Raw genomic sequence first — 22,685 nt, 5'->3', positions numbered from 1 at the left:
CTGACGCCACCGTCGGCGCGCGACTACTAAATGCGCTTAAGCAGCAAGCCGCCGCGCGGCGAGCGATAGCGCCCTTAAGGAGACTAAAATGGCGACTGTGAAAGTCACAGACGACAGCTTCGACGCCGACGTCCTGAAAGCCTCGACCCCCGTCCTGGTGGACTTCTGGGCCGAGTGGTGCGGCCCCTGCAAGCAGATCGGCCCGGCGCTGGAGCAGATCTCGGATGAGCTGGCCGGCAAGGTGACTATCGCCAAGGTCAACATCGACGACAGCCCCATGGTCCCGTCCAAGATGGGCGTGAAGGGCATCCCGACCCTGATGCTGTTCAAGGACGGCCAGATGACGTCGATGAAGGTCGGCGCCATGCCCAAGGGCAAGATCGTCGAATGGCTGGCTGAAGCCGGCGTGAAGGCGGACTGACACGACATTCTCCCTCCCCTTCATGGGGAGAGTGGCTGAGCCCGCAGGGCGAAGTCGGGTGGGGGCGGCGTTTCGAAAGAGGCGCCGCCTTTTCCATGTCCGAACGATGGACCGCTTCAGCCGGATGGAGCTAACCTGCCGTCATGTTCGACCGATCTAGAAAGCAGCAGAAGATCGATCCGGTCACGGCGCGACGTTATCGCATCATGATGTGGGCGCGTTTTCCCGTCATGGGAATTGCGCTGGTCGACGCGCTCAAATTCAACACCTCTTGGCTGGCGTTTGCGGCGCTGGCCGCATGGTACGGGGTCTTTCTTGTATGGACCCTGGGCGTACTCGAGACCTAGCGCCTAAACCGGCCAGGTCTCGCGACTAGCGCCCAACACCTCGCCCGCCAGATAGAGGGAGCCGCAGATGACCACGCGTCCGGCGCCCAGGGTCAGGGCGCGGTCCAGCGCCGCCTCCACCGATCCCGCCGCCATGGCGCCGAAGCCGCGTCCCTGCGCCACCGCAGCCAGGGCTTCCGGATCGGCGGCCGCTCCGTCGAAGGCGACGGTGAAGACCTGGGCGTCGATCCCCTTCAGCGCCTCGAAGAAGCCGCCGGCGTCCTTGTTGGCCAGGATGCCGACGATCAGGGCGACGGGACGCTGGGCGCGCGCCTGGCGGTCGGACAGGGCGCGGGCCAGGGCGCGGGCGGCGTGGGGATTGTGCCCGCCGTCGAGCCACAGTTCGGCGTCCGCCTTCTGGGCCTTGTCGGCATAGGGGCCGTTGGTGAGCCGCTGCATTCGCGCGGGCCAGCGCACGGCCTTCAGCCCCTCGGCGATGGCGCTCGCGGGCAGGTCCAGCTCCAGCGCCGCGGCGACGGCCACGCCGGCGTTGTCGAACTGGTGCGCGCCGGCCAGGGCGGGCGCGGGCAGGTCCAGGAAGCGCTCCTGATCCTGATAGGCCAGGCCGTCGCGTTCGGCCCAGGCGTCGAAGTCGACGCCCATGACGGTCAGGGGCGAGCCGACCTCGGCCGCGCGCCGCGCGATCACCGCCATGGCCGCCTCGGACTGGCGCGCCACGACGCCGCGGGCGCCCGCCTTGAGGATGCCGGCCTTCTCGGCGGCGACCGCTTCGATCTTAGTCCCGAGGAACTCGGCGTGGTCCAGGTCGACCGGGGTGATGACGCTGAGCAGGGGTCGGGCGATGACGTTGGTGGCGTCCAGCGATCCGCCCAGGCCGACCTCGACGATGGCCAGGTCGGCGGGCGTCTCGCTCATCGCCAGGAAGCCCGCCGCCGTGGTGCTTTCGAACACCGTGGCCTGGCCGCCCGTGTCGGCCATCGCCGCCTCGACCCGGTCGAGGATGGCGTTCAGGGCCTCGTCCTCGATCAGCTTGCCGGCCAGCCGGATGCGTTCGTTGAAGCGCACCAGATGCGGCGAGGTGTAGGCGTGGACGCGCAGGCCCGCCGCCTCAGCAATGGCGCGGATCAGGGCGACCGTCGAGCCCTTGCCGTTGGTGCCCGCGACATGGACCACCGGCGGCAGCTTGTCCTGCGGATTGCCAAGCGCGGCGCACAACGCCCGCATCCGGTCCAGCGACAGGTCGATGCGCTGGGGATGCCGGGCGCGCAGGCGTTCCGAGATCGGGTCCATCAGGACTGGCTTACGCCGCCTTCTGCTTCTGGGCGGTTCCGCTCATCAGCATGGACAGGATCAGGCCCAGCGTCGTCGGCAGATCGCCGCGCGACACCACCTTGTCCACCATGCCCTTGTCCTTGAGGTATTCGGCGCGCTGGAAGCCCGGCGGCAGTTTCTCGCGGATGGTGGTCTCGATCACGCGCGGACCGGCGAAGCCGATCAGGGCGCCCGGCTCGGCCAGGTGGACGTCGCCCAGCATGGCGTAGGAGGCGGTGACCCCGCCCGTAGTCGGATCGGTCAGCACCACGACGTAGGGCAGCTTGGCCGCCTTCACTTCCTGAACGGCCAGGGTGGTGCGCGCCATCTGCATCAGGCTGAGGGCGCCTTCCTGCATCCGCGCTCCCCCGGCGGCGGTGTAGCAGACGAAGGGAACATTGCGCTTCACCGCCTCGCGCGCGGCGGCGATGAAGGCTTCGCCCGCCGCCATGCCCAGCGACCCGCCCATGAAGGTGAAGTCCTGGACGATGACCACGGCGGGCGCGCCGCCGATGCGGCCGTAGCCGATGGCCATGGTGTCCTTACGGCCCGCCGCCTTACGCGCCGCCGACAGGCGGTCACGATAGGGCTTTCCGTCCGAGAACTTGAGCGGATCTTCCGGCACGTCGGGCGTGTCGATGCTCTCATACAGGCCGTCATCGAAGGTGGCCTTCAGGCGGGTCGGCGCGTTGATCCGCATGTGACGGCCCGACGGCGTGACCCACAGGGCCGCCTCCAGGTCCGAGCGGAACAGCATCTCGCCCGTGTCGGGGTCCTTAACCCACAGATTGTCCGGGGTGTCGCGCGGGCTGACGATCTTGCGCACGCCGGGCGCGAAACGCGACAGCCAACCGCCGCGAGCCTTGTTCTCAGGATGTTTATCGACCATGGGCGGGCCTTTAGACGGTTTCCGCGAGGAAATCACTATTCTGGGGCGCACTCGCTCGCGCGGCTTTCACCGCATCGGACAGCGCCTTCACCTTGGCCAGAACGCGTGGGACAGCCGGCTCGTTCGCCTCAAGGGCGGCGGCGACTTCGTTCACGAAGACCGAACCGGCGACGACGGCGTCGGCGACGCGGGCGATCTCGGCGGCGCGTTCGGGCGTGCGGACGCCGAAGCCGACGGCGACAGGCAGGCCGGAGGCGCGGCGCACGCGCTCGACGGCGGGCGCCACCTCGGCGGCCACGGCCTCCTTCACCCCGGTCACCCCGGCGACCGAGACGTAATAGACGAAGCCGGACGTGCCCTCGGCGATGACCTTGAGGCGGTCGTCGTCGGAGGTCGGCGTGGCCAGCCGGATTAGCGACACTTCGGCCGCGTCCAGAGCGGCGGACAGCGGCCCAGCCTCTTCCGGCGGGCAGTCGACGACGATGATGCCGTCCACCCCGGCCTCGGCCGCGTCGCGGGCGAAGGCCTCATAGCCGTAGGATTCCACCGGGTTCAGATAGCCCATCAGGATCAGCGGCGTGTCCTGATCGGTCTTGCGGAAATCGGCGACCAGATCGAGCGTGCCGCGCAGGGTCATCCCCGCCTTCAACCCGCGCAGGGCGGCGCGCTGGATCGGCGGCCCCTCGGCCATCGGGTCCGAGAAGGCCAGGCCCAGTTCGATCAGGTCGGCGCCGGCGGCCGGCAGCCCCTTGAGAATCTCCAGCGCCTCGTCACGACTGGGATCGCCGGTCATGACATAGGGAACGAAGCCGGCCCGGTTCTCAGCCTTCAGCTTGGCGAAGCGGGCGTCGATACGCGCCGTCGTCATTGCGGCAGGGTTCCCGCGACGGGCGAGGCCGGGCCCGAGGAGCACACGTCGCCCGGAATGACCGCGAAGCCCAGATAGCCCGGAGCCGTCGCCTCGGCCGGTTTGCTCTCGTCATAGAAGGCGACCATCTGCAGGCCGTCGCAGCCGCCGCCGTCGCGACGGCGCACGAAGATGATGCGGTTGTCGTCGCCGTCCGCCGCCAGCCAGTTCAGCGTGCCCAGATGTTCCGTATAGGCGTCGGCCAGGGCGCCGATCTGGTCGAGCTGCGCCGTCACGCAAAAGGCCGGGCTGCGCAGCAGGCCGCCGCAGTCGGCCGCTTCGGTCGCCGGAGGCAGGACCGGCATTCCCGTCGCCGCGGGGCCGGGCGGGACGGTCGGCGCCGTCTGCGCTGGCGCCTGCGGGGCGGGCGCAGCGGTGGTCTGCGCCAGGGTCAGGCTCGGTGAGGCGGCCGCCAGAACGGCGGCGATCAGCAGGGTCTTCATCGTTACAACTCCACGCCCAGATGTTGGGCTACGGTGTTAATGTCCTTGTCGCCCCGGCCGGACAGGACGATGACCAGATCGCCGCCCTTGCCGAGTTCCCTGGCCACGTCGCCGGCGCGCGCCAGGGCGTGCGACGACTCCAGCGCCGGAATGATGCCTTCCAGTTTGCACAGGGTCTGGAACGCTTCCAGCGCTTCATCGTCGGTGGTCGACAGATATTCGCCGCGGCCCAGGTCGTGCAGCCAGGCGTGTTCCGGCCCCACACCCGGATAGTCGAGCCCGGCGGAGATGGAGTGACCTTCCAGAATCTGGCCGTCGGCGTCCTGCAGCAGATAGGTGCGGTTGCCGTGCAGCACGCCCGAGCGCCCGCCCTTCAGGCTGGCGGCATGGTCGGGGGTGTCCAGGCCGTGGCCCGCCGCCTCGACCCCGATCAGGCGCACGCCCTCGTCCTCGATGAAGGGGTGCATGGCGCCGATGGCGTTCGATCCGCCGCCGATGCAAGCCATGACGGCGTCGGGCAGGCGGCCGATCTGGCGCTGAGCCTGGGCCTTGATCTCCTTGCCGATCACCGACTGGAAGTCGCGCACCATGGCCGGATAGGGGGCCGGGCCCGCCGCCGTGCCGATGATGTAATAGGTGTCGGCGACATTGGTGACCCAGTCGCGCATCGCCTCGTTCATGGCGTCCTTCAGCGTCGCCGCCCCGGCCGTCACCGCCGAGACCTCGGCGCCCAGCAGCTTCATGCGGAAGACGTTCGGCTGCTGCCGGGCCACGTCGACGGCGCCCATGTAGACGGTGCAGGGCAGGCCGAAGCGGGCGCAGACCGTGGCCGAGGCGACCCCGTGCTGACCGGCGCCGGTCTCGGCGATGATGCGCGTCTTGCCCATGCGGCGGGCCAGCAGGATCTGGCCCATGCAGTTGTTGATCTTGTGCGCGCCCGTGTGGTTCAGGTCCTCGCGCTTCAGCCAGATCTTGGCCCCGCCAAAATGCTCGGTCAGCCGCTCGGCGAAATAGAGCGGGCTGGCGCGGCCGACGTAGTGCTCCAGATAGCCGTCCAGTTCGGCCTGGAAGCTGGGGTCCGCCTTGGCCGCCTTATAGGCCGCGTCCAGCTCGTGGATCAGCGGCATCAGGGTCTCGGGCACGAAACGGCCGCCATAGGGGCCGAAGCGGCCCTCGGCGTCAGGCCAAGCGTAGGAGTTCGATAAGGCGTTCACAGTCTGGGGCACGGTCTGGGGCACAACGAAAGTCTTCAGGGAGGAAGGCGACGAAATCAGGACCGCGATGCGGCGTCCAGAAAAGCTTTGATCAGGGCCCGGTCCTTAACACCCGGCGCGCTTTCAACGCCAGAGGAGACATCAACCATCGTCGCCCCGGAAATCCGCACCGCCTCGGCAACATTTTTCGGGTCCAGCCCGCCCGCGAGGAACCAGCTTGCCGGAAGCGTCCGGTTCTGCATCAGCGTCCAGTCGAACGAGGCGCCCACCCCGCCGGGCAGGTCGGCGCCTTTCGGCGGCCTGGCGTCGAACAGCAGATGATCGGCGACGCCGGTCCAGTCGGCGACGCTCGCGAAGTCCGCCTCGTCCCGGATCGGCAGGGCCTTGATGATCCCCGCCCCGGTCAGTCGCCGCGCCTCCGCCGCGCGTTGCGGCGTCTCATGGCCGTGCAGTTGGATCAGGTCGGGCCGCAGGATCAGGGCGACCTCGGTCAGCAGGGCGTCGTCGGGATCAACCAGAACGGCGACGATCTCGGCCTTCCCGCGTGCCCGGTCGAACAGGCTGGCGGCGTGCAGCGGCGGAATGTGGCGCGGGCTCTTGGGGAACACCACAGCCCCGACGAACGCCGCCCCGGCGTCCAGCGCCGCATCCAGCGTATCCGGCGTCGTCAGGCCGCAGATCTTGGTCAGAGTCATGACAGGGAGGTGCGCGACTGCTGACGGCAGGTCAAGCGCACCCTGGCCCGCCTTTTCTTTCGTCATCCTCCGGCAAGCCGCGCAAGCGGCGCAGACCGGGGGTCGTCGGAGGATGACGAAAAAAGGTTCAGGCGAAGATCGACGCGATCTCGCCCTCGCTCAGTAGACGCCATTCGCCCGGCGCCAGGTCGTCGCCCAGCGTCAGCCCGCCCAACCGCTCACGATGCAGGGCCTCGACGTGGTTGCCCGCCGCCGCGAACATGCGACGCACCTGATGATAGCGCCCCTCCGTCACCGTCAGCAGGGCTTCGGTCGGCGACACCACCTCAAGCACCGCGGGGGCCAGCGGTTTGTCCTCGCCCTCCAGCACCAGTTCGCCCGAGGCGAACAGCGCCGCCTCCGTCCCGTTCAGCGGCCGCGCCAGCGTCGCGCGATAGACCTTGGCCACTTGGCGCTTGGGGCTGATCACCCGGTGCAGCAGGTCGCCGTCGTCGGTCAGCAGCAGCAGGCCCGAGGTCTGCTTGTCCAGCCGCCCGATGGTCGAGATCGCCGGGTCGCGCCGCCGCCAGCGGTCGGGCAGGACGTCATAGACCAGCGCCCCGTCCTCCTTGTGCGAACAGGTCATGCCCAGCGGCTTGTTCAGCAGGATCACCAGACCGGCAACGGGGTCCAGCGGCTCGCCGTCGATCTCCATGCGGCGCGGCAGGTCGGGCGTCACCGGAATGCGCGTAGACACGTCGGTCAGATCGGCGCCGTCCAGAACGATGCCGCCCGCCTTGCCCAGCCGCGCCATCTCAGCCCGCGAGCCATAGCCCATCGAGCCCAGCAGCTTGTCCACGCGGGACGTCGGAATCTTGCCCGCCACTATTTCACCGCCTCGAAAATCTTGTAGCCGCCCTGATCGACGACCATCCGCACCCGCTTGAAGGCGGCGTCCAGTTCGGCCTCATAGGGCAGGTGGCGGTTGGCGACGATCCAGGCGGTTCCGCCCTTCCCCAGCATCTCGGCCGCCTTGCGGATGAAGGCCTGGCCCAGCCGCCGGTCCTCGGCGCCGCCGTCGTGGAAGGGCGGATTGCTGACGATGAAGTCCAGGTCGCCCGCCCCGTCCAGCGTCCGCACATCGGCCCAGTCGAAGCTGGCCCGCGCGTCGTCGACGTTGCGCTTCGCCGCCTCGACCGCGCGCCGGTCGATGTCGACCAGCCTCAACGCCGTCACGGCGGGCGCGCGCAGCACCACCGTCGACAGCGCTCCGAATCCACAGCCCAGATCAGCGCCCGCCCCCTTCAAAGGCGGCAGGACTTCGGCCAGCAGCGCCGTGCCCGGATCGATCCGGTCCCAGGCGAAGACGCCCGGCTGCGACCAGGCCTCCAGCCCGGGAACCACGCGCGGCGCGCCCGCCTCGATGGCGGCGTCCAGTCCCTCGACCGCCTCGGGGCGGATGACGATGCAGCGGCGATGGTGGGCCTTGGCCGTCTCGGCGACCTCCAGACCGAAGCCCTTCAGCTCCTTGCCCAGGCGCGAGCCGCCCTTGTCCTTGGGCGCCATGACGTCCAGCCGCCCGCCGGGCTTCAGCGCCTTCAACGCCAGGGCCAGCGTATAGCGCCGCTCCACCGCGCCGGGCGGGGCGTAGAGCATCACCCCGTCGGCCGATCCGGGCGCGACCGTCTCCAGCGCGCTCGAGCCGGGGATCAGGGGCGAGGTCTGGGTCGCCGTCGCGGGCGGATCGAACACGGCGGGCGGACGGCCGTAGAGAAGCATGGTCATCCCCCGCCTATAATCCCTTCTCCCCTCGCCCGAGAAGCCGCCCGCGCCTAAGCTGTCGTCCATGCCCGAATTACCCGAAGTCGAAACCGTCCGTCGCGGCCTTCAGCCCGTGCTGGAGGGCGCGCGTCTGACCGCGCCGCGTCAGAACCGGCCGGACCTGCGCTTTCCCTTTCCCGAGCGCTTCGTCGAGCGGCTGGATGGGGCGACGGTGCTGCGGCTGGACCGGCGGGCGAAATATCTGCTGTTTCCCCTGTCGACCGGCGAGACCTGGATCACCCACTTAGGGATGACCGGCCGCTTCACCCTGGCGGGTGTCGCCCCCGGCGTGTTCGAGACGGACGCGCCCGTCGTCGGCAAGCATGAGCATATGAGCCTGACGGCTGATCGCGGCGGCGTGCTGACGCGGCTGGGCTATGCCGATGCACGGCGGTTCGGCTTCATGGGCCTGATCCCCACCGAGGCGGTCGAGGGCCACGCCTGGTTCGCCAAACTGGGGCCAGAGCCGCTGGGCAACGCCTTCTCCGGCGCCCATCTGGCCGAGGCCTTCGCGGGCAAGGCGCAGAACATCAAGGTCAGCCTGCTGGACCAGACCATAGTGGCGGGTCTGGGCAACATCTATGTGTGCGAGGCGCTGTACCGCGCTCGCATCTCGCCCCTGACGGCGGCGGGCAAGGTCAGCCGCCCCCGGCTGGAGCGGCTGGCGATTGAGGTCCGCAACGTCCTGCATGACGCCATCGCGGCGGGCGGCTCGACCCTGAAGGACTTCGCCAACGTCGAGGGCGGCCAAGGCTATTTCCAGCATCGCTTCGACGTCTATGGCCGCGAGCATGAGCCGTGCCGCACCGAAGGCTGTCGCGGCGTGGTGAAGCGCATCGTGCAGGGCGGCCGCTCGACCTTCTTCTGCCCGGTCTGTCAGAAGCGGTGAGGGGTGTTCCTGTGAGCCGCCCGAGGCGCTAGACCAGTCCCGAACGAGCTTGAGAGGAGCGCCCATCATGGCCGACGCCTATTCCACCCTGCTGATCGAACGCCACGCCGACGGCTATGCGGTCGTTACCCTGAACCGGCCCGAGGCGCTGAACGCGCTGAACACCACCCTCACCGGCGAACTGGGCGACTTTCTTGAAAGCGTGGCCGACGACGACAGCGTGCGCTGCATCGTCCTGACCGGCTCGGCCAAGGCCTTCGCGGCCGGCGCCGACATCAAGGAGATGGCGGACCAGGCCTATGCCGACATGTATCGCGGCAACTTCTTCGCTCGCGCGCACGACCGGGTGGCGAACTTCCGCAAGCCGATCATCGCGGCGGTGTCGGGCTATGCCCTGGGCGGCGGCTGCGAGCTGGCCATGCTGTGCGACTTCATCATCGCCTCGGAGACGGCCAAGTTCGGCCAGCCCGAGATCAACCTGGGCGTGGCGCCCGGCATCGGCGGCTCTCAGCGCCTGACCCGCGCCGTGGGCAAGGCCAAGGCCATGGACATGTGCCTGACCGGCCGGATGATGGACGCCGCCGAGGCCGAACGCTCGGGTCTGGTGTCGCGCGTCGTGGCGTCCGACACCCTGCTGGACGAGGCGCGCGCCGCCGCCGCCAAGATCGCCGGTCAGTCCATCCTGGCGGTCATGGCCAACAAGGAGCTGGTCAACGCCGCCTTCGAGATGACCCTGGCGCAAGGGGTGGTGTTCGAGCGTCGCCTGTTCCACTCCCTGTTCGCCTTCGACGATCAGAAGGAGGGCATGGCCGCCTTCGTCGAGAAGCGGAAGCCCGCCTTCACCGGCCGCTGAATCCATGTCGGGGCCGGATGAAACGAGGCGCAAACCCCGGCCCCGACTCAATTCCCGCCGGATCGCGTTGACCGTTCGGGGGCTTTCCGCTATAGCCGCCCGCTCTTGAGATTTTCTCGCCGTGGACGTGTGGTTTACGGCGTTTTCGTTCGAAGGTTTTTACCCGATGGCCAACAATGCAGGCGCCCGCAAGGCGATCCGCAAGATCGAAGCGCGGACCGAAGTGAACAAGGCCCGCCGCACCCGCGTCCGTACCTACCTGCGCAAGTTCCAGGAAGCCGTCACGGGCGGCGACGTGGAAACCGCCAAGGCTGCGTTCATCACCGCCCAGTCGGAACTGATGCGCGCCGTATCCAAGGGCGTGGTTCACAAGAACACCGGCTCGCGCAAGGTCAGCCGTCTGGCCGCCCAGCTGAAGAAGCTGTCGGCCGCCTGATTTCGCACGGCGCTCGGACGGGTCTTCACGGCTTCGTCAAACAGCGCAATGTGACGGCTACGGAAGGCCTTTAACAGGCGTTTCGTAAAAGAATGCAACGAATTCAACGGCGAGGAAGCGCAAGCTCCCTCGCCGTCTTGCTGTCTGCGTCTAAGTTAAGCTTACCGATTCCGGTTATCGATTGTGGCGAAATCGCCATTTTCCTAAGCCCTGCCGAGGTTTGCTGGAGTCAATCAATTTAAGTGCGAATCTCGACTCGAATCAGCGTTGATCTCCGCCGTTCCGGGGGTAAGTTGAGTGGGTAACGCACTTCCATCCTGTCTGGATGAAGGCGAGGGAAATCAATGATTTCCCTCGGTGCGAGATGTCTGTCTGTGAGTACGACCCCGCTTGCGAAGCCCGGCTTCGCGAGACGAGAGAAGTCGTCCCCGGACCTCGTCTCGAAGGGCGTTCGTCGGTGATAACTCTTGTGGCGGGTGTTCTTCATGATCGGGGGCGTGGCGATGGCGGGTATGACGGATCCCAACCGGATTTGGACTGAGGCGGCTGACCGCCTGAAGGCTGAGATCGGAGACGGACCCTTCAGCAGCTATATTGCGCCGTCGGCGGTGCGCGTGGACTCTCAGGGCAATCTGATCCTGGTGACCCCGACGGCCTATGCGCGCGACTGGGTGCGCAAGAACGCCCTGCGCCGGATGAACGAGCTGTGGCTGGGCCTGGACGGCCTGTCGCGCCGTCTGGAGGTCCGCTGCCGCGCCGAGATGGGCTCGGTGCCCCCGGCCTCGGCCTCGCGTGAAGCCCCGCGCCTGTCCTCGATCAGTTCCGCGCCCGCCCCCGCCCCCGCCGCCCCCGCATTCGCCCCCGCGACCGACGGCGCCCGCGCCGTGCGCGCCGCCGGGCTGCAAGAGCGCCTGACCTTCGACAGCTTCGTCGAGGGCCACGGCAACGCCTTCGCCCTGGCCATCGCCAAGCAGGTGGCGTCCTGGGCCGACGGCCATTTCAACCCCGTCTTCTTCTGCGGCCCCTACGGCTACGGCAAGACCCACCTGCTGAACGCCATCGCCTGGGAGGCGCAGCGCCTGCGCCCGGACGCCAAGGTGGTCTATCTGACCGCCGAGCGCTTCCTGTCGACCTTCGTGCGCGCCATGCAGGACCGCTCGACCGCCGCCTTCAAGGAAAGCCTGCGCTCGGCCGACATGCTGCTGCTGGACGACGTCCAATTCGTCGGCGGCAAGACCAGCACCCAGGAAGAGCTGCTGAACACGCTGACGGCCCTGATCGAGGACGGCAAACGCATCGTCCTGTCGGCCGACCGCGCGCCGGTGGCCCTGACCGACGTCGAGCCGCGCCTGCGCAGCCACCTGGCCGCCGGCCTGACCTGCCCGGTCGAGGCGGCGGACCGCGACCTCAAGGTCGCCGTCGCTCAATCGCGTCTGAACGCGCTGGCCAAGCTTGGCGTCGTCGCCGGCGAGGCTCGTTCCGAGGTGCTGGAGCACCTGGTGGACCGCACCCCCGGTTCGATGCGCGAACTGGAAGGGGCCGTGAACACCCTGGCCGCCGTCGCCGGAAGCCGCCTGTCGGCCCTGAGCGTCGAAGAGGTTCAGACCCTCCTCGGCTCCGCCCTGCGCACCGGTCCCGAGCGCCGCATCACCGTCGATGAAATTCAGAAAACCGTCGCCGAGCACTTCAACCTGAAGCAGGCCGACCTGCTGAGCGAGCGTCGCACCCGCGCCATCGCCCGCCCGCGACAGGTCGCCATGTATCTGTGCAAGCAGCACACGACGCGCTCCTATCCCGACATCGGCCGCCGCTTCGGCGGGCGCGACCACACCACCGTCCTGCACGGGGTCCGCAAGATCGAAGAACTGATGCCCAAGGACGACCAGATCGCCCGCGACGTCGAGGCGCTGACGCGTAAACTGCGCGGCTGATCCCCCTCTCCCGCTCATCCCGGCCTGTGGAAATCGGGGGCAGACGGCGTACAGACGCCTCTGCCCGTTGCCCCTTTCGCTCAATGCGCTAGTGTTCCTGCCCATATTTACGGCGACGCTGCTTCGGCGGGGTCGCGACCGGGCGAGACCATATGCAGCTGACCATCGAACGTTCCGCGCTTCTTCGGGCCCTGGGGCACGTCCAGAGCGTGGTCGAGCGTCGCAACACCATTCCGATCCTGTCCAACGTGCTGCTGAGCGCCGGGCGCGACCGCCTGTCGTTCGCCGCCACCGACCTGGACATGGAAATGGTCGACGAGGCCGAGGCCCAGGTGAACGTCGAGGGCCAGATCACAGCCCCGGCCCACACCCTGTATGAAATCGTGCGCAAGCTGCCGGACGGGGCCGAGGTGTCGCTGACCTATTCGGGCGACGATCCGCGTCTGGTGGTGGCGGCGGGCCGTTCGCGCTTCAACCTGCCGGTGCTGCCGGCGGGCGACTTCCCGGTCATGTCGACCGAGGCTTCGGGCGCGCGCTACACCCTGCCCAAGGAAGACCTGGCGCGCCTGATCGACAAGACGCGCTTCGCCGTCTCGACCGAAGAGACGCGCTACTATCTGAACGGCCTTTATCTGCACACCGTGGCCGACGGCGGCATTCCGCTGCTGCGCGCCGTGGCCACCGACGGCCACCGTCTGGCCCTGGCCGAGACCCCGGCGCCGGAAGGCGCGGCGGGCGGCCCCGGCGTCATCGTGCCGCGCAAGACGGTGGATCAGGTCCGCCGCCTGCTGGACGACGGCGCCGGCCCGGTCGAGGTCCAGGTCTCGGCCCAGAAGATCCGTTTCGAGTTCGGCGAGGCCAGCCTGACCTCCAAGGTCATCGACGGCGCCTTCCCTGACTATCTGCGCGTCATTCCCAAGGGCAACGACAAACAGGCCGACATCGACAACAGCCTGTTCGCCAAGGCCGTGGACCGCGTCGCCACCATCTCGGCCGAGAAGAGCCGCTCGGTGAAGCTGGCCTTCGACAACGACCGGGTGAAACTGACCGTCCGCAACATGGAGGCCGGCCAGGCCGAGGAAGAAGTCGAGATCGGCTATTCCGACGAACCGTTCGAGATCGGCTTCAACGCCCGCTACCTGCTGGACGTCGCCGGCCAGATCACCGGCGAGACGGCCCACTTCAAGTTCGCCGACCCCGCCAGCCCGACCCTGGTGCTCGACCCGGCGGATGTGGGCGTCCAGTACGTGCTGATGCCGCTGCGGGTGTAGGGCTTGTCCGATCGGCTCGTCCTAAGGCGGCCGCGTCGTAAGTCCGCGCTCATCATTTTGGCATCGGCTATTTTCGTGGCTGTCGGCCTTTGGATGATCGCGAGCCCGGAGTCTTTTGATCGGGGTTCGGACGAGTTTAACATCCTGGTCGGCTGGTTCAGTCTGATTTTCTTCGGCGCGCCTGGACTTGCGGAGCTTTGTTCTCTGGTCAGGCCGACGCAGTTGATTCTCACCCGTGAGGGTTTCCAGGTTCATGGGTTGCGGCTGAAACCGGTCGTGCCGTGGAATGACGTCGAGTGTTTTTTCATCTTCAAGATGAAGAGCACGAGTTTTGTATCATTCACGCTGAAGGCCTCAGTGCAGTCGCCCGCGCAACGTGCGACTGCACTGATTGCATCTTCCGGCCGTGCTGACGGGAACATTCCTGCCTATCTCGAAAAGAGCGCGGACGAGGTTAGGACGCTTCTGGAAGAATGGCGGATCCAGCACAGCAAGGTAGATTGATCTCCCACTGGCGAGCGACGCCTGCTGAGGCTAGGACCAAGGCTTGATCACCTCCCTCGCCCTCACCGACTTCCGCTCTTACGCGGGCGCGACCCTGCCGGTCTCCGGCGGGACGGTTGTGCTGCACGGGCCGAACGGGGCGGGCAAGACCAATCTACTGGAAGCCATCAGCCTGCTGACCCCCGGCAAGGGGCTGCGCGGGGCGACGGCGGCGGAGATGGGGCGGCGCGAGCCGGGCGAGGCGATCGGGCGGCCCTGGGCCGTGGCGGCGACGCTTAAGGGCGCTGATGGCGACGAGGTGCGCCTGGGCACCGGCGTTCAGACCATGGGACCGTCGGCGCGGCGCATCGTGCGCATCGACGGCGAGACGGCCCCGCCGGGGCGGCTGCTGGATCACCTTCGCCCCGTCTGGGCCACGCCCGAGCAGGACCGGCTGTTCTCGGACGCGCGGGCCGAGCGGCTGCGTTTCTTCGACCGGCTGGTCTTCGCCGCCCACCCTGACCACGCCGCCGTCGTCTCCACCTATGAAAAGGCCCTGCGCGAGCGGCTTCGCCTGCTGACCGACGAGACCCGCCCGGCCGATCCCCTGTGGCTGGACGCGCTGGAGGCCCGGCTGGCCGAGAGCGGCGCCCGCGCCGCCGTGGCGCGCGCCTCTGCCCTGCAAGAGCTTCAGGCCGGGATCGACGCCCGCGCCGACCGCCCGTTTCCTCAGGCCGACCTGGGGCTGGCAGGTCCGGCCGAAGAGATGGCGGCGGCGGGCGCGGACGAGGCCGACATCATCGAGGCGCTGGGCGAAGGCCTGATGCGCGCTCGGTCGCGCGACGCGGCGGCCGGACGCAGCCTGTTCGGCCCGCACCGCTCGGACCTCACCGCCCTGCATCGCGAGAAGAACCGGCCCGCCGCCGAAGGCTCCTCGGGCGAGCAGAAGGCGCTCGTCCTCAACCTCATACTGGCCCAGGTGACGCGCCTGGCGGATCAGCCCGCCCAACCGATCCTCCTGCTGGACGAAGCCCCCGCCCATCTGGACGAAGCCCGCCGCGCCGCCCTGTTCGACGAGATCGAAGCGCTGAAGCTTCAGGCCTTCATGACCGGGACGGAGCGGCCGCTGTTCGGGGCTTTGGAGGGCCGCGCGCAGTTCGTGGCGGTCGAGGGCGGCGGGCTGTCCGGATAGGGCTTAAAGGCTCGCTTTTTGCGTCCAATTTCCTATATATCTGAGACTTCGGGACGTGCTGATTTGCACGCCTGAGACGGGCGGCCTGCGTGTCGCCTCTTCCCTGTCCGCCTGCGGACCCTGAGCCGACGTTTTCATGACCGAACAGACTGCTCCCTCGCCCGAGTATGGCGCCGATTCCATCAAGGTTCTCAAAGGCCTGGACGCGGTGCGCAAGCGCCCCGGCATGTATATCGGCGATACGGACGACGGCTCGGGCCTGCACCACATGGTCTATGAGGTGGTGGACAACGCCATCGACGAGGCTCTGGCCGGGCACGCCGATCTGGTCACCGTCACCCTGAACGAGGACGGCTCGGTCACCGTGACCGACAACGGGCGCGGCATTCCGGTAGCGACGCACGCCGAGGAAGGCATTTCTGCCGCCGAGGTCATCATGACCCAGCTGCACGCGGGCGGTAAGTTCGACCAGAACTCCTACAAGGTGTCGGGCGGCCTGCACGGCGTGGGCGTCTCGGTGGTCAACGCCCTGTCGGACTGGCTGGAGCTGGTCATCTATCGCGAGGGCAAGAAGCACAGCGTGCGCTTCGAGCGCGGCGACACCGTGCGGTCTCTGGCCGTCATCGGCGACGCCCCGATGCGCGAGGACAAGGGCCGCCTGCTGACCGGCACCGAGGTTACCTTCTACCCGTCGATCGACACCTTCAGCCACATCGACTTCGACCTGAAGACGCTGGAACACCGCCTGCGCGAAATGGCCTTCCTGAACTCGGGCGTGGTCATCAAGCTGAGCGACAATCGCGGGCCCGAGCCGGTCGAGATCCTGCTGCACTATGAAGGCGGCGTCGAAGCCTTCGTGCGCCACCTCGACAAGTCCAAGACGCCGATCCTGAAGGACGTCATCGTCATCCGCGGCCAGAAGGACGGCATCGAGCTGGACCTGGCCCTGTGGTGGAACGATAGCTACCACGAGACGATGTTGTGCTTCACCAACAACATCAACCAGCGCGACGGCGGCACCCACCTGTCGGCCTTCCGCGCCAGCCTGACCCGCGTCATGGGCGCCTATATCGAAAGCTCGGGGCTGGCCAAGAAGGAGAAGGTCTCCGTCTCGGGCGAGGATGCGCGCGAGGGCCTGACCTGCGTCCTGTCGGTCAAGGTGCCCGACCCCAAGTTCAGCTCCCAGACCAAAGACAAGCTGGTCTCCTCCGAAGTGCGCCCGGCGGTTGAAAGCCTGTGCTCCGAGGGCCTGTCGACCTGGTTCGAGGAACACCCGGTCGAGGCCAAGCTGGTCGTCTCCAAGATCATCGAGGCCGCCTCGGCGCGTGAAGCCGCCCGCAAGGCGCGCGACCTGACCCGCCGCAAGTCGGCGCTGGAGATCTCCTCCCTGCCCGGCAAGCTGGCCGACTGCCAGGAACGCGATCCGGCCAAGTCCGAACTGTTCATCGTCGAGGGCGACTCGGCCGGCGGCTCGGCCAAGCAGGCGCGCAACCGCGAGAACCAGGCCGTCCTGCCCCTGCGCGGCAAGATCCTGAACGTCGAGCGCGCCCGCTTCGACCGGATGCTGTCGTCCGACACCATCGGCACCCTGATCCTCGCGCTGGGCACGGGCATCGGCCGCGACGATTTCGACGCCGACAAGCTGCGCTATCACAAGATCATTCTGATGGCCGATGCCGACGTCGACGGCGCCCACATCCGCACCCTGCTGCTGACCTTCTTCTATCGTCAGATGCCGGAGCTGATCGAGCGCGGCCACGTCTACATCGCCCAGCCGCCGCTCTATAAGGTCTCCAAGGGCAAGCAGCACCGCTACATCAAGGATCAGGCCGAGATGGACGCCTATCTGATCGAGGAAGGCAGCGCCGAGGCGACGCTGGAGCTGGCCTCGGGCGAGGTGCGCGCCAGCATGGACCTGCAGGAGCTGGTCCGCGAGGCCAAGGCCTTCAAGGCCCTGGTCGACCGTCTGGCCACCCGCGCCCCGGCCTTCTCCATCGAACAGGGCGCCCTGGCCGGCCTGTTCGACGAACACGCCGGCGAACTGTCCGACCGCGCTGTGCGCGCGGCCGAGCGGCTGAACCTCTACGCTGAAGAGGGCGACGGTCCGTGGAGCGGCGAACTGGCCGCCCAGGGCGGCGTGGCCTTCACGCGCGTGCGCCGCGCCGTCAACGAGACCATCGTGCTGGACGAGGTGTTGGGCCGTTCGCTGGACGCCCGCCGTCTGGCCGAGCGCGCCGCCGCATTCGACGGCCTGTTCGCCACCCCGGCCGTCTATCGCCGCAAGGACAAGACCACGACCATCCGCGGGCCGCTGGACCTGCTGGCGGCCGTGCTGGACGCGGGCAAGAAGGGCATCGCCATCCAGCGCTACAAGGGTCTGGGCGAGATGAACCCGGAACAGCTGTGGGAAACGACGCTGGACGCCAACGCCCGCACCCTGCTTCAGGTCAAGGTCGAGCACGGCGACGACGCCGACGACCTGTTCGCCAAACTGATGGGCGACGTGGTCGAGCCCCGCCGCGAGTTCATCCAGGAAAACGCCCTGGACGCCGCCGTCGACGCCTGACGCCTAGAACGTCATCATCACAACCGTGTGGGCGAGCAGGACGACCAGTCCCGCTCGCTGCACGGCGGCGCCGGGCCAGATCAGCATCGGAACGATGCAAGCGAGACGGACGCCGTGGTACGCCGACACGCCCCGCTCGGGCACTCCGGCGCTCAGGCGCCGTCAGGCGACGGCGCCGTCATACTCGACGCGGTTCCGGCCGTTCTGCTTGGCGCGGTAAAGGGCGTCGTCGGCCGCCTTGACCAGATAGTTCTCATCCGGATGGCCGCGATGTTCGGCGGCGCCGATGGACACGGTCACGTGGAAGGGCTCCAGCCCCGAGGCGGTCATGGCCTTCGCCGCCAGGGCGTGTCGCATCCGTTCGGCGATGGTCGTGGCCTGACGCAGGTTGGTTTCAACCAGGACGACCAGAAACTCCTCGCCGCCATAGCGGAAGACGAAATCGCTGGGGCGCACATTCTCCGTCACCGCCTCGGCCACCTGACGCAGCACCTCATCGCCGATGGGGTGGCCGTGCGTGTCGTTGATCCGCTTGAAATGGTCCACGTCGAGCAGCAGCACCGACAACGGGGTGTGGTTGGCGTTGGCGAAGCCGATCTCGCGGCTCAGGATCGACGACAGGAAACGCCGGTTCAGCGCGCGGGTCAGCGGGTCGCGACCGCCCTCCATGCCCGCCAGCCCCTGGAACATCTCGCCCAGCAGGAAGGCCACCTCGTCCACCGCCGCCTCCAGCGCCTCCAGCGGCCCGGCCAGATCCGACGCCGCTGCGCCTGGCGTGAAGCGCGGCAGCAGTTCAGCGTCGATACGCTCCATCGCTGCGTTCAGACGCGCCAGATGCGACGAGCCATCGAACAGGAACTCGGCCCGGTGACGGATCCACAGGCCGAACGGCGAAGCGCTGAGCGCGCCGGCCCCTTCCACCCCGCCGGACGCCAGGATGCGGAACAGGGTCTTCTGGCTCCATTCCATCAGACCGGCGCGCTGGCTCTCGCGCTCGAAATGGATGTCCTGGTCCAAGGAGAAGAGACGATAGGCCTCGTCCAAGCGCGCGCGGTTGCTGGCCCCCTTTTCATAGGACTGGCTCATCAGGCGCAAGGCGTAGTCGATCCGGCCCCCGGTTAGACGCAACAGGTCGAATGCCGCCGGATCGGCCGCCAGCACGTCGGCCAGCCGCTGCTTCAGCACCGCTGCGCCCGCCATAACCAGATGCATCGGAATCTTGATGCGGGCGTGAACCTCGCCGATCTTCAGCTGTCGCGCGACGAAGGCCGCTTCGGCCATGTCGGCGCCCGGCGCGAAAAGGTCCACCAGCCATCGGCGCAAAGACGGGCTCAGCCGCTCCTGCACCACCGAATGATGCAGGAAGACCCGCGCCTCGTCATCGGCCAACAAGGTTTGGTAGAAGGCTCCGACCAGAGCCTCGGCGTGGTCCTGGACCAGTTGACGCAGACGGTCCGCCGACGCGGGGTCGGCAAGCGCCGGTGATGAAGGCTGCAAGAGACGGCTCGATACTGTTACGCGGCGTCACATCGACGCCCCGGCGGCCTTAACTCCAAGCGATCAGGCGGACAACCCGGCCAGTCTCAAGGTCAGCGCGATTCCGGCCGTCCGGCCTCGATGAAGGCGCGGATCGTCGGGAAGCTCGCCGCTGCACGCTTGTCTTCGCAGACGAGCTCCTTGACGTAGGAGTCGAGCGAATTGCGCGCGATCGGCTCGAAATCGTAGCCGTCGTCGATCCGCTCCTGCTCGGCCCCGTCCGGGCCGTAGTAGATCTCTTCGCCCGCCTTCGACTGATTGGCGGCGCAGCGGAAGGCGACGGTCCCCGCGCTGTACGACAGATCGGTCGACTCGCCCTTGGCCGGCACCCGGGCTAGGCGGGCGCTGGTCACCCCGTCCGCCTGAGCGATGGAGTCCACGTCCACCATGAATACGGTGGCCGAACTGCGTGAAATGACGTTCCAGTTTTCGGCCAAGGCGGGCGATGCGGCCAGACCCAGAACCGAGAACGCGGCGATGATGGATGTCTTCATCAGAACCTCCCCTGATTTGCTGATTTCACTCCTGATCGGAGAAAAATTCAATCCGTCGTCGCACGAGGCGCTCGCCGAGGTTTCGCCGCTATCTGACGGCAGGGTGACGCCATGAGCCGGTTCCCCGCTGTCCCAATCGCCCTTTTCCTGAGCCTGACGGCCGTCGCGGCGGGCGCGACGGCGCGAGCCGCAACCGCCCCGGCTGCTCCGACCGCTCCGGCAGCCAGCGTCGCCCCGGCGGCCTTCCAGTCCTCCCGCATCGTCGTTGAAACGCGTGGCCAGGGGCCGGACGTGGTGCTGATCCCCGGCCTGGCGTCGACCTCGGCGGTCTGGAGCCGGACCGCCGACGCGCTGCAGGATCGCTACCGCGTGCACCTGGTCACCGTGCGCGGCTTTGGCCCGCTGGCGGCGGCCGGCAACGCCGAAGGCCGGCTGGGCGGTCCGGCGGCGGCGGAGATCCTGCGCTACATCGACGAGACGGGGCTGAACCGCCCTGCCCTGATCGGCCATTCGATGGGCGGCCAGGTCGCCTTGCGCATTGCGGCGGAGGGCGCCGAGCGGGTCGGCCGCGTCATGGTGGTGGACGCCTCGCCCTTCTTTCCGTCCCTGATCAGCCCCGGCTCGACGGTGGGCGATGTCGAGCCCCTGGCGCGGCTGGCCTATCAGGGCCTGATGCTGCTGGGCGACCAGGTCCTGCGCACCCAGGCCGCCTCGATGGGGCTGGAGCTCGGCGGCGCCGCCGACAGCCTGTTCAACGGCCTGGGCTGGCAGGGGGGCGACCGGCGTGTCCTGGCCCAGGGCCTGTATGAGGTGATGACGGTGGATCTGCGCTCGCGCCTGCCGCTGATCCAGGCCCCGGTGACCGTCGTCTATGGCTGGAGCCCAGACGCCGACAGCCCGCGCAGCCACGTCGACGGCCTGTTCCGCGACGGCTACCGCTCCCTGCCCCGCCCCGCGACCTTCGAGCGGATCGAGGGCGCCGAGCACATGGTCATGATCGACCGGCCGCGTCAGTTCCAGCAGGCCGTCGACCGCTTCCTGCGCTGATCCGAAGAAGGCTTCACGCCACCGCCTCCAGAACCTCCAGCACCGCCGGCCCATAGCGCTCCAGCTTGCCCGCGCCGACGCCGGCGATGCCCCCCAGTTGGTCCAGACCGCGCGGCTCCTGCAGGGCGATCTCGACCAGGGTCTTGTCCTGGAAGATGACGTAGGGCGGCACGCGCTGCTCGATGGCGCGGTCGCGGCGCCAGGCGCGCAGGGCCTCGAAACGGGCGCGCACATCGGCGTCCAGCCCCTCGACCGCCAGATTGCGCCCGGCGTTGCGGCGCGGCTTGTCCAGCGCCACGGCCCGGATCGGCGCCTGACGCACCCGCACCGGCCGCTCGCCGCGATAGACGGCCCGAACGGCCCCCGCCTCGCCAAGGCGGATGATCGGCTTGCCGTCGTTGGGGTCCTCGACCAGCAGGCCTTCGAACAGCAGATGGTCGATCACGTCGCGCCATGCGGCCAGCGACAGGTCGGCGCCGATGCCCCAGGTCGACAGCCCGGCCTCCCACGGCTGAACCTCCTTGGTCTTGCCCAGCAGGTGATCGATGACGCGCGTCCGACCGAAGCGTTCGCCCAGCCGCTGGACGGCCGCTAGCGCCTTCTGAGCGGGAACCACGGCGTCGAAGGTGGCGGGCGGGTCGCCGCAGATGTCGCAGACGCCGCACGGCTGGGCGTCCTGCTCGCCGAAATAGCGCCGCACGGCCTGGGGCCGACAGGTGGCGCCGTCCAGCATGGCGAACAGCTGGCGCACCTTGCGGGTCTGGACCTGTTTGACCTCCTCGGCCATCGAGCGCCCCTCAAGGCGACGCAGGGACCAGGCGATGTCGGACGGGCCGTAAAGCGTGATGCCCTCGGCCGGTTCGCCGTCGCGCCCCGCGCGGCCGATCTCCTGCCAATAGGCCTCCAGAGAACCGGGCGGATCGGCGTGAATGACGAAGCGCACGTCCGGCTTGTCCACCCCCATGCCGAAGGCGATGGTGGCGACCATGACGGCGCCGTCCTCGGCCAGGAAGCGCTCCAGCCGCCGGTCGCGCTCGCGCGCGTCGAAACCGGCGTGATAGGCGATGGCGTTGCTTCCGGCGTCCCTCAGGGCGTCGGCCACCCGCTCGCAGCCGTCGCGGCTGCCGCAATAGACCACGCCCGACTTGCCGCGCCGTTCGCGCACCAGTTCGATGACGGCGGCGTCAGTGCGGGCGCGCGAGCCGTTGACCTTGCGCTCGGCCGACAGCTGCAGATTGGGCCGGGCGAAGCTGTCGACGAAGACCCGCGCCTCGCCCAGCCGCAGCGAGGCCAGGATGTCGTCGCGCGTGCGGGCGTCGGCCGTCGCCGTCACCGCGATGCGCGGCACGCCGGGGAAGATCTCGGCCAGTCGGCCCAGGGTGCGGTAATCGGGCCGGAAGTCGTGGCCCCACTGGGACACGCAGTGGGCCTCGTCGATGGCGATCAGGCTGATCGGCAGCTCGGCCAGCCGGTCCAGCATGGCGCCGGACGCCAGCCCTTCAGGCGAGACGTAGAGCAGGTCCAGCTCGCCCGCCCGGGCCGCCCGCCACACGGCCGAACGCTCATCCATCGTCAGGCCGGAATCCAGACGCGCGGCGGCCACCCCCTGCTGTTTCAGCGCCTCGACCTGATCGGTCATCAGGGCGATCAGCGGCGACACCACCAGTCCGACCCCGGGCCTCAGGATGGCGGGCACCTGATAACAGACGCTCTTGCCGCCGCCGGTCGGCAGCACCGCCATGACATCCCGCCCGGCCAGGACCTCCTGGATCACGCTGGCCTGCAGGCCGCGAAAATCCGCATGGCCCCAGACCCGCTCCAGCAGGCGCCGCGCCTCGTCCAGGGTCGGAAAGGCGGCGTCGGTCGGGCGAGGGTCGAACATGGCGGGGTTGTGCCGCATTCGTTCCGAGGTGTCATCCCGTCATCGCCGCGCAGTCGCGATGCGCGGCTCCCCGTTGTC

22 protein-coding genes are annotated in these 22,685 nt (G+C 68.4%); 11 read left to right on the top strand and 11 right to left on the bottom strand.

The genetic code is table 11. The features are described from left to right. Positions 1 to 88 precede the first annotated feature (88 nt). Together trxA and H9656_RS13350 are read left to right on the top strand one after the other, a co-directional pair. Complete coding sequence (trxA, locus tag H9656_RS13355) at positions 89 to 421, top strand: thioredoxin (protein WP_121481637.1); 333 nt, start codon at positions 89 to 91, stop codon at positions 419 to 421. A gap of 143 nt (positions 422 to 564) precedes the next feature. Continuing rightward, entirely contained in the window at positions 565 to 768 is a 204-nt protein-coding gene (locus H9656_RS13350) for a hypothetical protein (RefSeq protein WP_191744736.1), read from the top strand. Positions 769 to 771: 3 nt separating this feature from the next. On the opposite strand, the gene H9656_RS13345 is transcribed toward H9656_RS13350, so the two are convergent. From H9656_RS13345 to H9656_RS13310, 8 genes are all read right to left on the bottom strand, one after another. Beyond that, positions 772 to 2,058, bottom strand: coding sequence for a bifunctional folylpolyglutamate synthase/dihydrofolate synthase (locus tag H9656_RS13345; RefSeq protein ID WP_191744735.1), 1,287 nt, complete (start codon positions 2,056 to 2,058; stop codon positions 772 to 774). 10 nt (positions 2,059 to 2,068) lie between these two features. Further along, positions 2,069 to 2,968, bottom strand: a complete 900-nt coding sequence (locus H9656_RS13340; protein ID WP_191744734.1) for an acetyl-CoA carboxylase carboxyltransferase subunit beta — start codon at positions 2,966 to 2,968, stop codon at positions 2,069 to 2,071. 10 nt (positions 2,969 to 2,978) lie between these two features. Continuing rightward, positions 2,979 to 3,836, bottom strand: a complete 858-nt coding sequence (gene trpA / locus H9656_RS13335) for a tryptophan synthase subunit alpha (RefSeq protein ID WP_191744733.1) — start codon at positions 3,834 to 3,836, stop codon at positions 2,979 to 2,981. Next, positions 3,833 to 4,318 carry a hypothetical protein gene (locus H9656_RS13330; RefSeq protein WP_191744732.1) on the bottom strand — a complete coding sequence of 162 codons (486 nt, stop codon included), beginning with the start codon at positions 4,316 to 4,318 and terminating at the stop codon, positions 3,833 to 3,835. The genes trpA and H9656_RS13330 overlap by 4 nt, the downstream gene beginning before the upstream one ends. 2 nt (positions 4,319 to 4,320) lie before the next feature. Beyond that, on the bottom strand, positions 4,321 to 5,532 hold the full coding sequence (gene trpB / locus H9656_RS13325; protein WP_191744841.1) for a tryptophan synthase subunit beta: 1,212 nt from the start codon (positions 5,530 to 5,532) through the stop codon (positions 4,321 to 4,323). A gap of 56 nt (positions 5,533 to 5,588) precedes the next feature. After that, a complete protein-coding gene (locus H9656_RS13320; protein WP_191744731.1) occupies positions 5,589 to 6,227 on the bottom strand; it encodes a phosphoribosylanthranilate isomerase in 639 nt (212 codons plus the stop codon). Between the two features lie 127 nt (positions 6,228 to 6,354). After that, positions 6,355 to 7,092 carry a pseudouridine synthase gene (locus H9656_RS13315; protein WP_318240644.1) on the bottom strand — a complete coding sequence of 246 codons (738 nt, stop codon included), beginning with the start codon at positions 7,090 to 7,092 and terminating at the stop codon, positions 6,355 to 6,357. Next, positions 7,092 to 7,991, bottom strand: a complete 900-nt coding sequence (locus H9656_RS13310; protein WP_191744730.1) for a class I SAM-dependent methyltransferase — start codon at positions 7,989 to 7,991, stop codon at positions 7,092 to 7,094. The genes H9656_RS13315 and H9656_RS13310 overlap by 1 nt, the downstream gene beginning before the upstream one ends. 61 nt (positions 7,992 to 8,052) lie before the next feature. On the opposite strand from H9656_RS13310, the gene mutM reads away from it, so the two are divergent. The 8 genes from mutM (at position 8,053) to gyrB (ending at position 17,648) form a co-directional block, all read left to right on the top strand. Further along, a complete protein-coding gene (mutM, locus tag H9656_RS13305) occupies positions 8,053 to 8,916 on the top strand; it encodes a bifunctional DNA-formamidopyrimidine glycosylase/DNA-(apurinic or apyrimidinic site) lyase (protein ID WP_191744729.1) in 864 nt (287 codons plus the stop codon). 67 nt (positions 8,917 to 8,983) lie between these two features. Beyond that, a complete protein-coding gene (locus H9656_RS13300; RefSeq protein ID WP_191744728.1) occupies positions 8,984 to 9,769 on the top strand; it encodes an enoyl-CoA hydratase in 786 nt (261 codons plus the stop codon). Between the two features lie 166 nt (positions 9,770 to 9,935). Then, a complete protein-coding gene (gene rpsT, locus H9656_RS13295) occupies positions 9,936 to 10,205 on the top strand; it encodes a 30S ribosomal protein S20 (RefSeq protein WP_024355020.1) in 270 nt (89 codons plus the stop codon). A gap of 503 nt (positions 10,206 to 10,708) precedes the next feature. Further along, complete coding sequence (gene dnaA, locus H9656_RS13290; RefSeq protein ID WP_225212515.1) at positions 10,709 to 12,136, top strand: chromosomal replication initiator protein DnaA; 1,428 nt, start codon at positions 10,709 to 10,711, stop codon at positions 12,134 to 12,136. A 152-nt stretch (positions 12,137 to 12,288) separates the two neighbouring features. Beyond that, entirely contained in the window at positions 12,289 to 13,407 is a 1,119-nt protein-coding gene (dnaN, locus tag H9656_RS13285; protein WP_003166402.1) for a DNA polymerase III subunit beta, read from the top strand. Between the two features lie 3 nt (positions 13,408 to 13,410). Further along, positions 13,411 to 13,911, top strand: a complete 501-nt coding sequence (locus H9656_RS13280; protein WP_191744726.1) for an STM3941 family protein — start codon at positions 13,411 to 13,413, stop codon at positions 13,909 to 13,911. A gap of 43 nt (positions 13,912 to 13,954) precedes the next feature. After that, positions 13,955 to 15,082 (top strand): DNA replication/repair protein RecF, encoded by a 1,128-nt coding sequence (gene recF, locus H9656_RS13275; protein WP_191744725.1) that lies wholly within the window; start codon positions 13,955 to 13,957, stop codon positions 15,080 to 15,082. A 136-nt stretch (positions 15,083 to 15,218) separates the two neighbouring features. Continuing rightward, the gene (gyrB, locus tag H9656_RS13270) at positions 15,219 to 17,648 is read left to right on the top strand and encodes a DNA topoisomerase (ATP-hydrolyzing) subunit B (RefSeq protein ID WP_191744724.1); all 2,430 of its coding nucleotides are present in this window, start codon (positions 15,219 to 15,221) and stop codon (positions 17,646 to 17,648) included. Positions 17,649 to 17,810: 162 nt separating this feature from the next. Here the strand turns inward: gyrB and H9656_RS13265 are convergent, their stop codons facing one another. Together H9656_RS13265 and H9656_RS13260 are read right to left on the bottom strand one after the other, a co-directional pair. Then, the gene (locus tag H9656_RS13265) at positions 17,811 to 19,145 is read right to left on the bottom strand and encodes a diguanylate cyclase (RefSeq protein ID WP_191744723.1); all 1,335 of its coding nucleotides are present in this window, start codon (positions 19,143 to 19,145) and stop codon (positions 17,811 to 17,813) included. Positions 19,146 to 19,237: 92 nt separating this feature from the next. Continuing rightward, positions 19,238 to 19,678 carry a hypothetical protein gene (locus H9656_RS13260; RefSeq protein WP_225212514.1) on the bottom strand — a complete coding sequence of 147 codons (441 nt, stop codon included), beginning with the start codon at positions 19,676 to 19,678 and terminating at the stop codon, positions 19,238 to 19,240. 111 nt (positions 19,679 to 19,789) lie between these two features. Here H9656_RS13260 and H9656_RS13255 point away from each other — a divergent pair, with 111 nt between their 5' ends. Continuing rightward, positions 19,790 to 20,725: an alpha/beta fold hydrolase gene (locus H9656_RS13255; RefSeq protein ID WP_191744722.1), complete on the top strand. Its 936-nt coding sequence runs from the start codon at positions 19,790 to 19,792 to the stop codon at positions 20,723 to 20,725. A gap of 13 nt (positions 20,726 to 20,738) precedes the next feature. Here H9656_RS13255 and recQ read toward each other — a convergent pair whose 3' ends face one another. Continuing rightward, positions 20,739 to 22,607: a DNA helicase RecQ gene (gene recQ, locus H9656_RS13250; RefSeq protein ID WP_191744838.1), complete on the bottom strand. Its 1,869-nt coding sequence runs from the start codon at positions 22,605 to 22,607 to the stop codon at positions 20,739 to 20,741. Between the last annotated feature and the right edge of the window lie 78 nt (positions 22,608 to 22,685).

It is taken from the genome of Brevundimonas guildfordensis (genome assembly GCF_014836405.1).
Lineage (GTDB): Bacteria > Pseudomonadota > Alphaproteobacteria > Caulobacterales > Caulobacteraceae > Brevundimonas > Brevundimonas guildfordensis.
This window is presented reverse-complemented; position numbering and strand designations above follow the sequence as displayed.

Bases quoted from the DNA above. Each gene is read 5' to 3' on its own strand.
- trxA (WP_121481637.1), top strand. From the start codon at position 89: ATGGCGACTGTGAAAGTCACAGACGACAGCTTCGACGCCGACGTCCTG.
- H9656_RS13350 (WP_191744736.1), top strand. From the start codon at position 565: ATGTTCGACCGATCTAGAAAGCAGCAGAAGATCGATCCGGTCACGGCG.
- H9656_RS13345 (WP_191744735.1), bottom strand. From the start codon at position 2,058: ATGGACCCGATCTCGGAACGCCTGCGCGCCCGGCATCCCCAGCGCATC.
- H9656_RS13340 (WP_191744734.1), bottom strand. From the start codon at position 2,968: ATGGTCGATAAACATCCTGAGAACAAGGCTCGCGGCGGTTGGCTGTCG.
- trpA (WP_191744733.1), bottom strand. From the start codon at position 3,836: ATGACGACGGCGCGTATCGACGCCCGCTTCGCCAAGCTGAAGGCTGAG.
- H9656_RS13330 (WP_191744732.1), bottom strand. From the start codon at position 4,318: ATGAAGACCCTGCTGATCGCCGCCGTTCTGGCGGCCGCCTCACCGAGC.
- H9656_RS13320 (WP_191744731.1), bottom strand. From the start codon at position 6,227: ATGACTCTGACCAAGATCTGCGGCCTGACGACGCCGGATACGCTGGAT.
- H9656_RS13310 (WP_191744730.1), bottom strand. From the start codon at position 7,991: ATGACCATGCTTCTCTACGGCCGTCCGCCCGCCGTGTTCGATCCGCCC.
- mutM (WP_191744729.1), top strand. From the start codon at position 8,053: ATGCCCGAATTACCCGAAGTCGAAACCGTCCGTCGCGGCCTTCAGCCC.
- H9656_RS13300 (WP_191744728.1), top strand. From the start codon at position 8,984: ATGGCCGACGCCTATTCCACCCTGCTGATCGAACGCCACGCCGACGGC.
- rpsT (WP_024355020.1), top strand. From the start codon at position 9,936: ATGGCCAACAATGCAGGCGCCCGCAAGGCGATCCGCAAGATCGAAGCG.
- dnaA (WP_225212515.1), top strand. From the start codon at position 10,709: ATGGCGGGTATGACGGATCCCAACCGGATTTGGACTGAGGCGGCTGAC.
- dnaN (WP_003166402.1), top strand. From the start codon at position 12,289: ATGCAGCTGACCATCGAACGTTCCGCGCTTCTTCGGGCCCTGGGGCAC.
- gyrB (WP_191744724.1), top strand. From the start codon at position 15,219: ATGACCGAACAGACTGCTCCCTCGCCCGAGTATGGCGCCGATTCCATC.
- H9656_RS13260 (WP_225212514.1), bottom strand. From the start codon at position 19,678: ATGAAGACATCCATCATCGCCGCGTTCTCGGTTCTGGGTCTGGCCGCA.
- H9656_RS13255 (WP_191744722.1), top strand. From the start codon at position 19,790: ATGAGCCGGTTCCCCGCTGTCCCAATCGCCCTTTTCCTGAGCCTGACG.
- recQ (WP_191744838.1), bottom strand. From the start codon at position 22,607: ATGTTCGACCCTCGCCCGACCGACGCCGCCTTTCCGACCCTGGACGAG.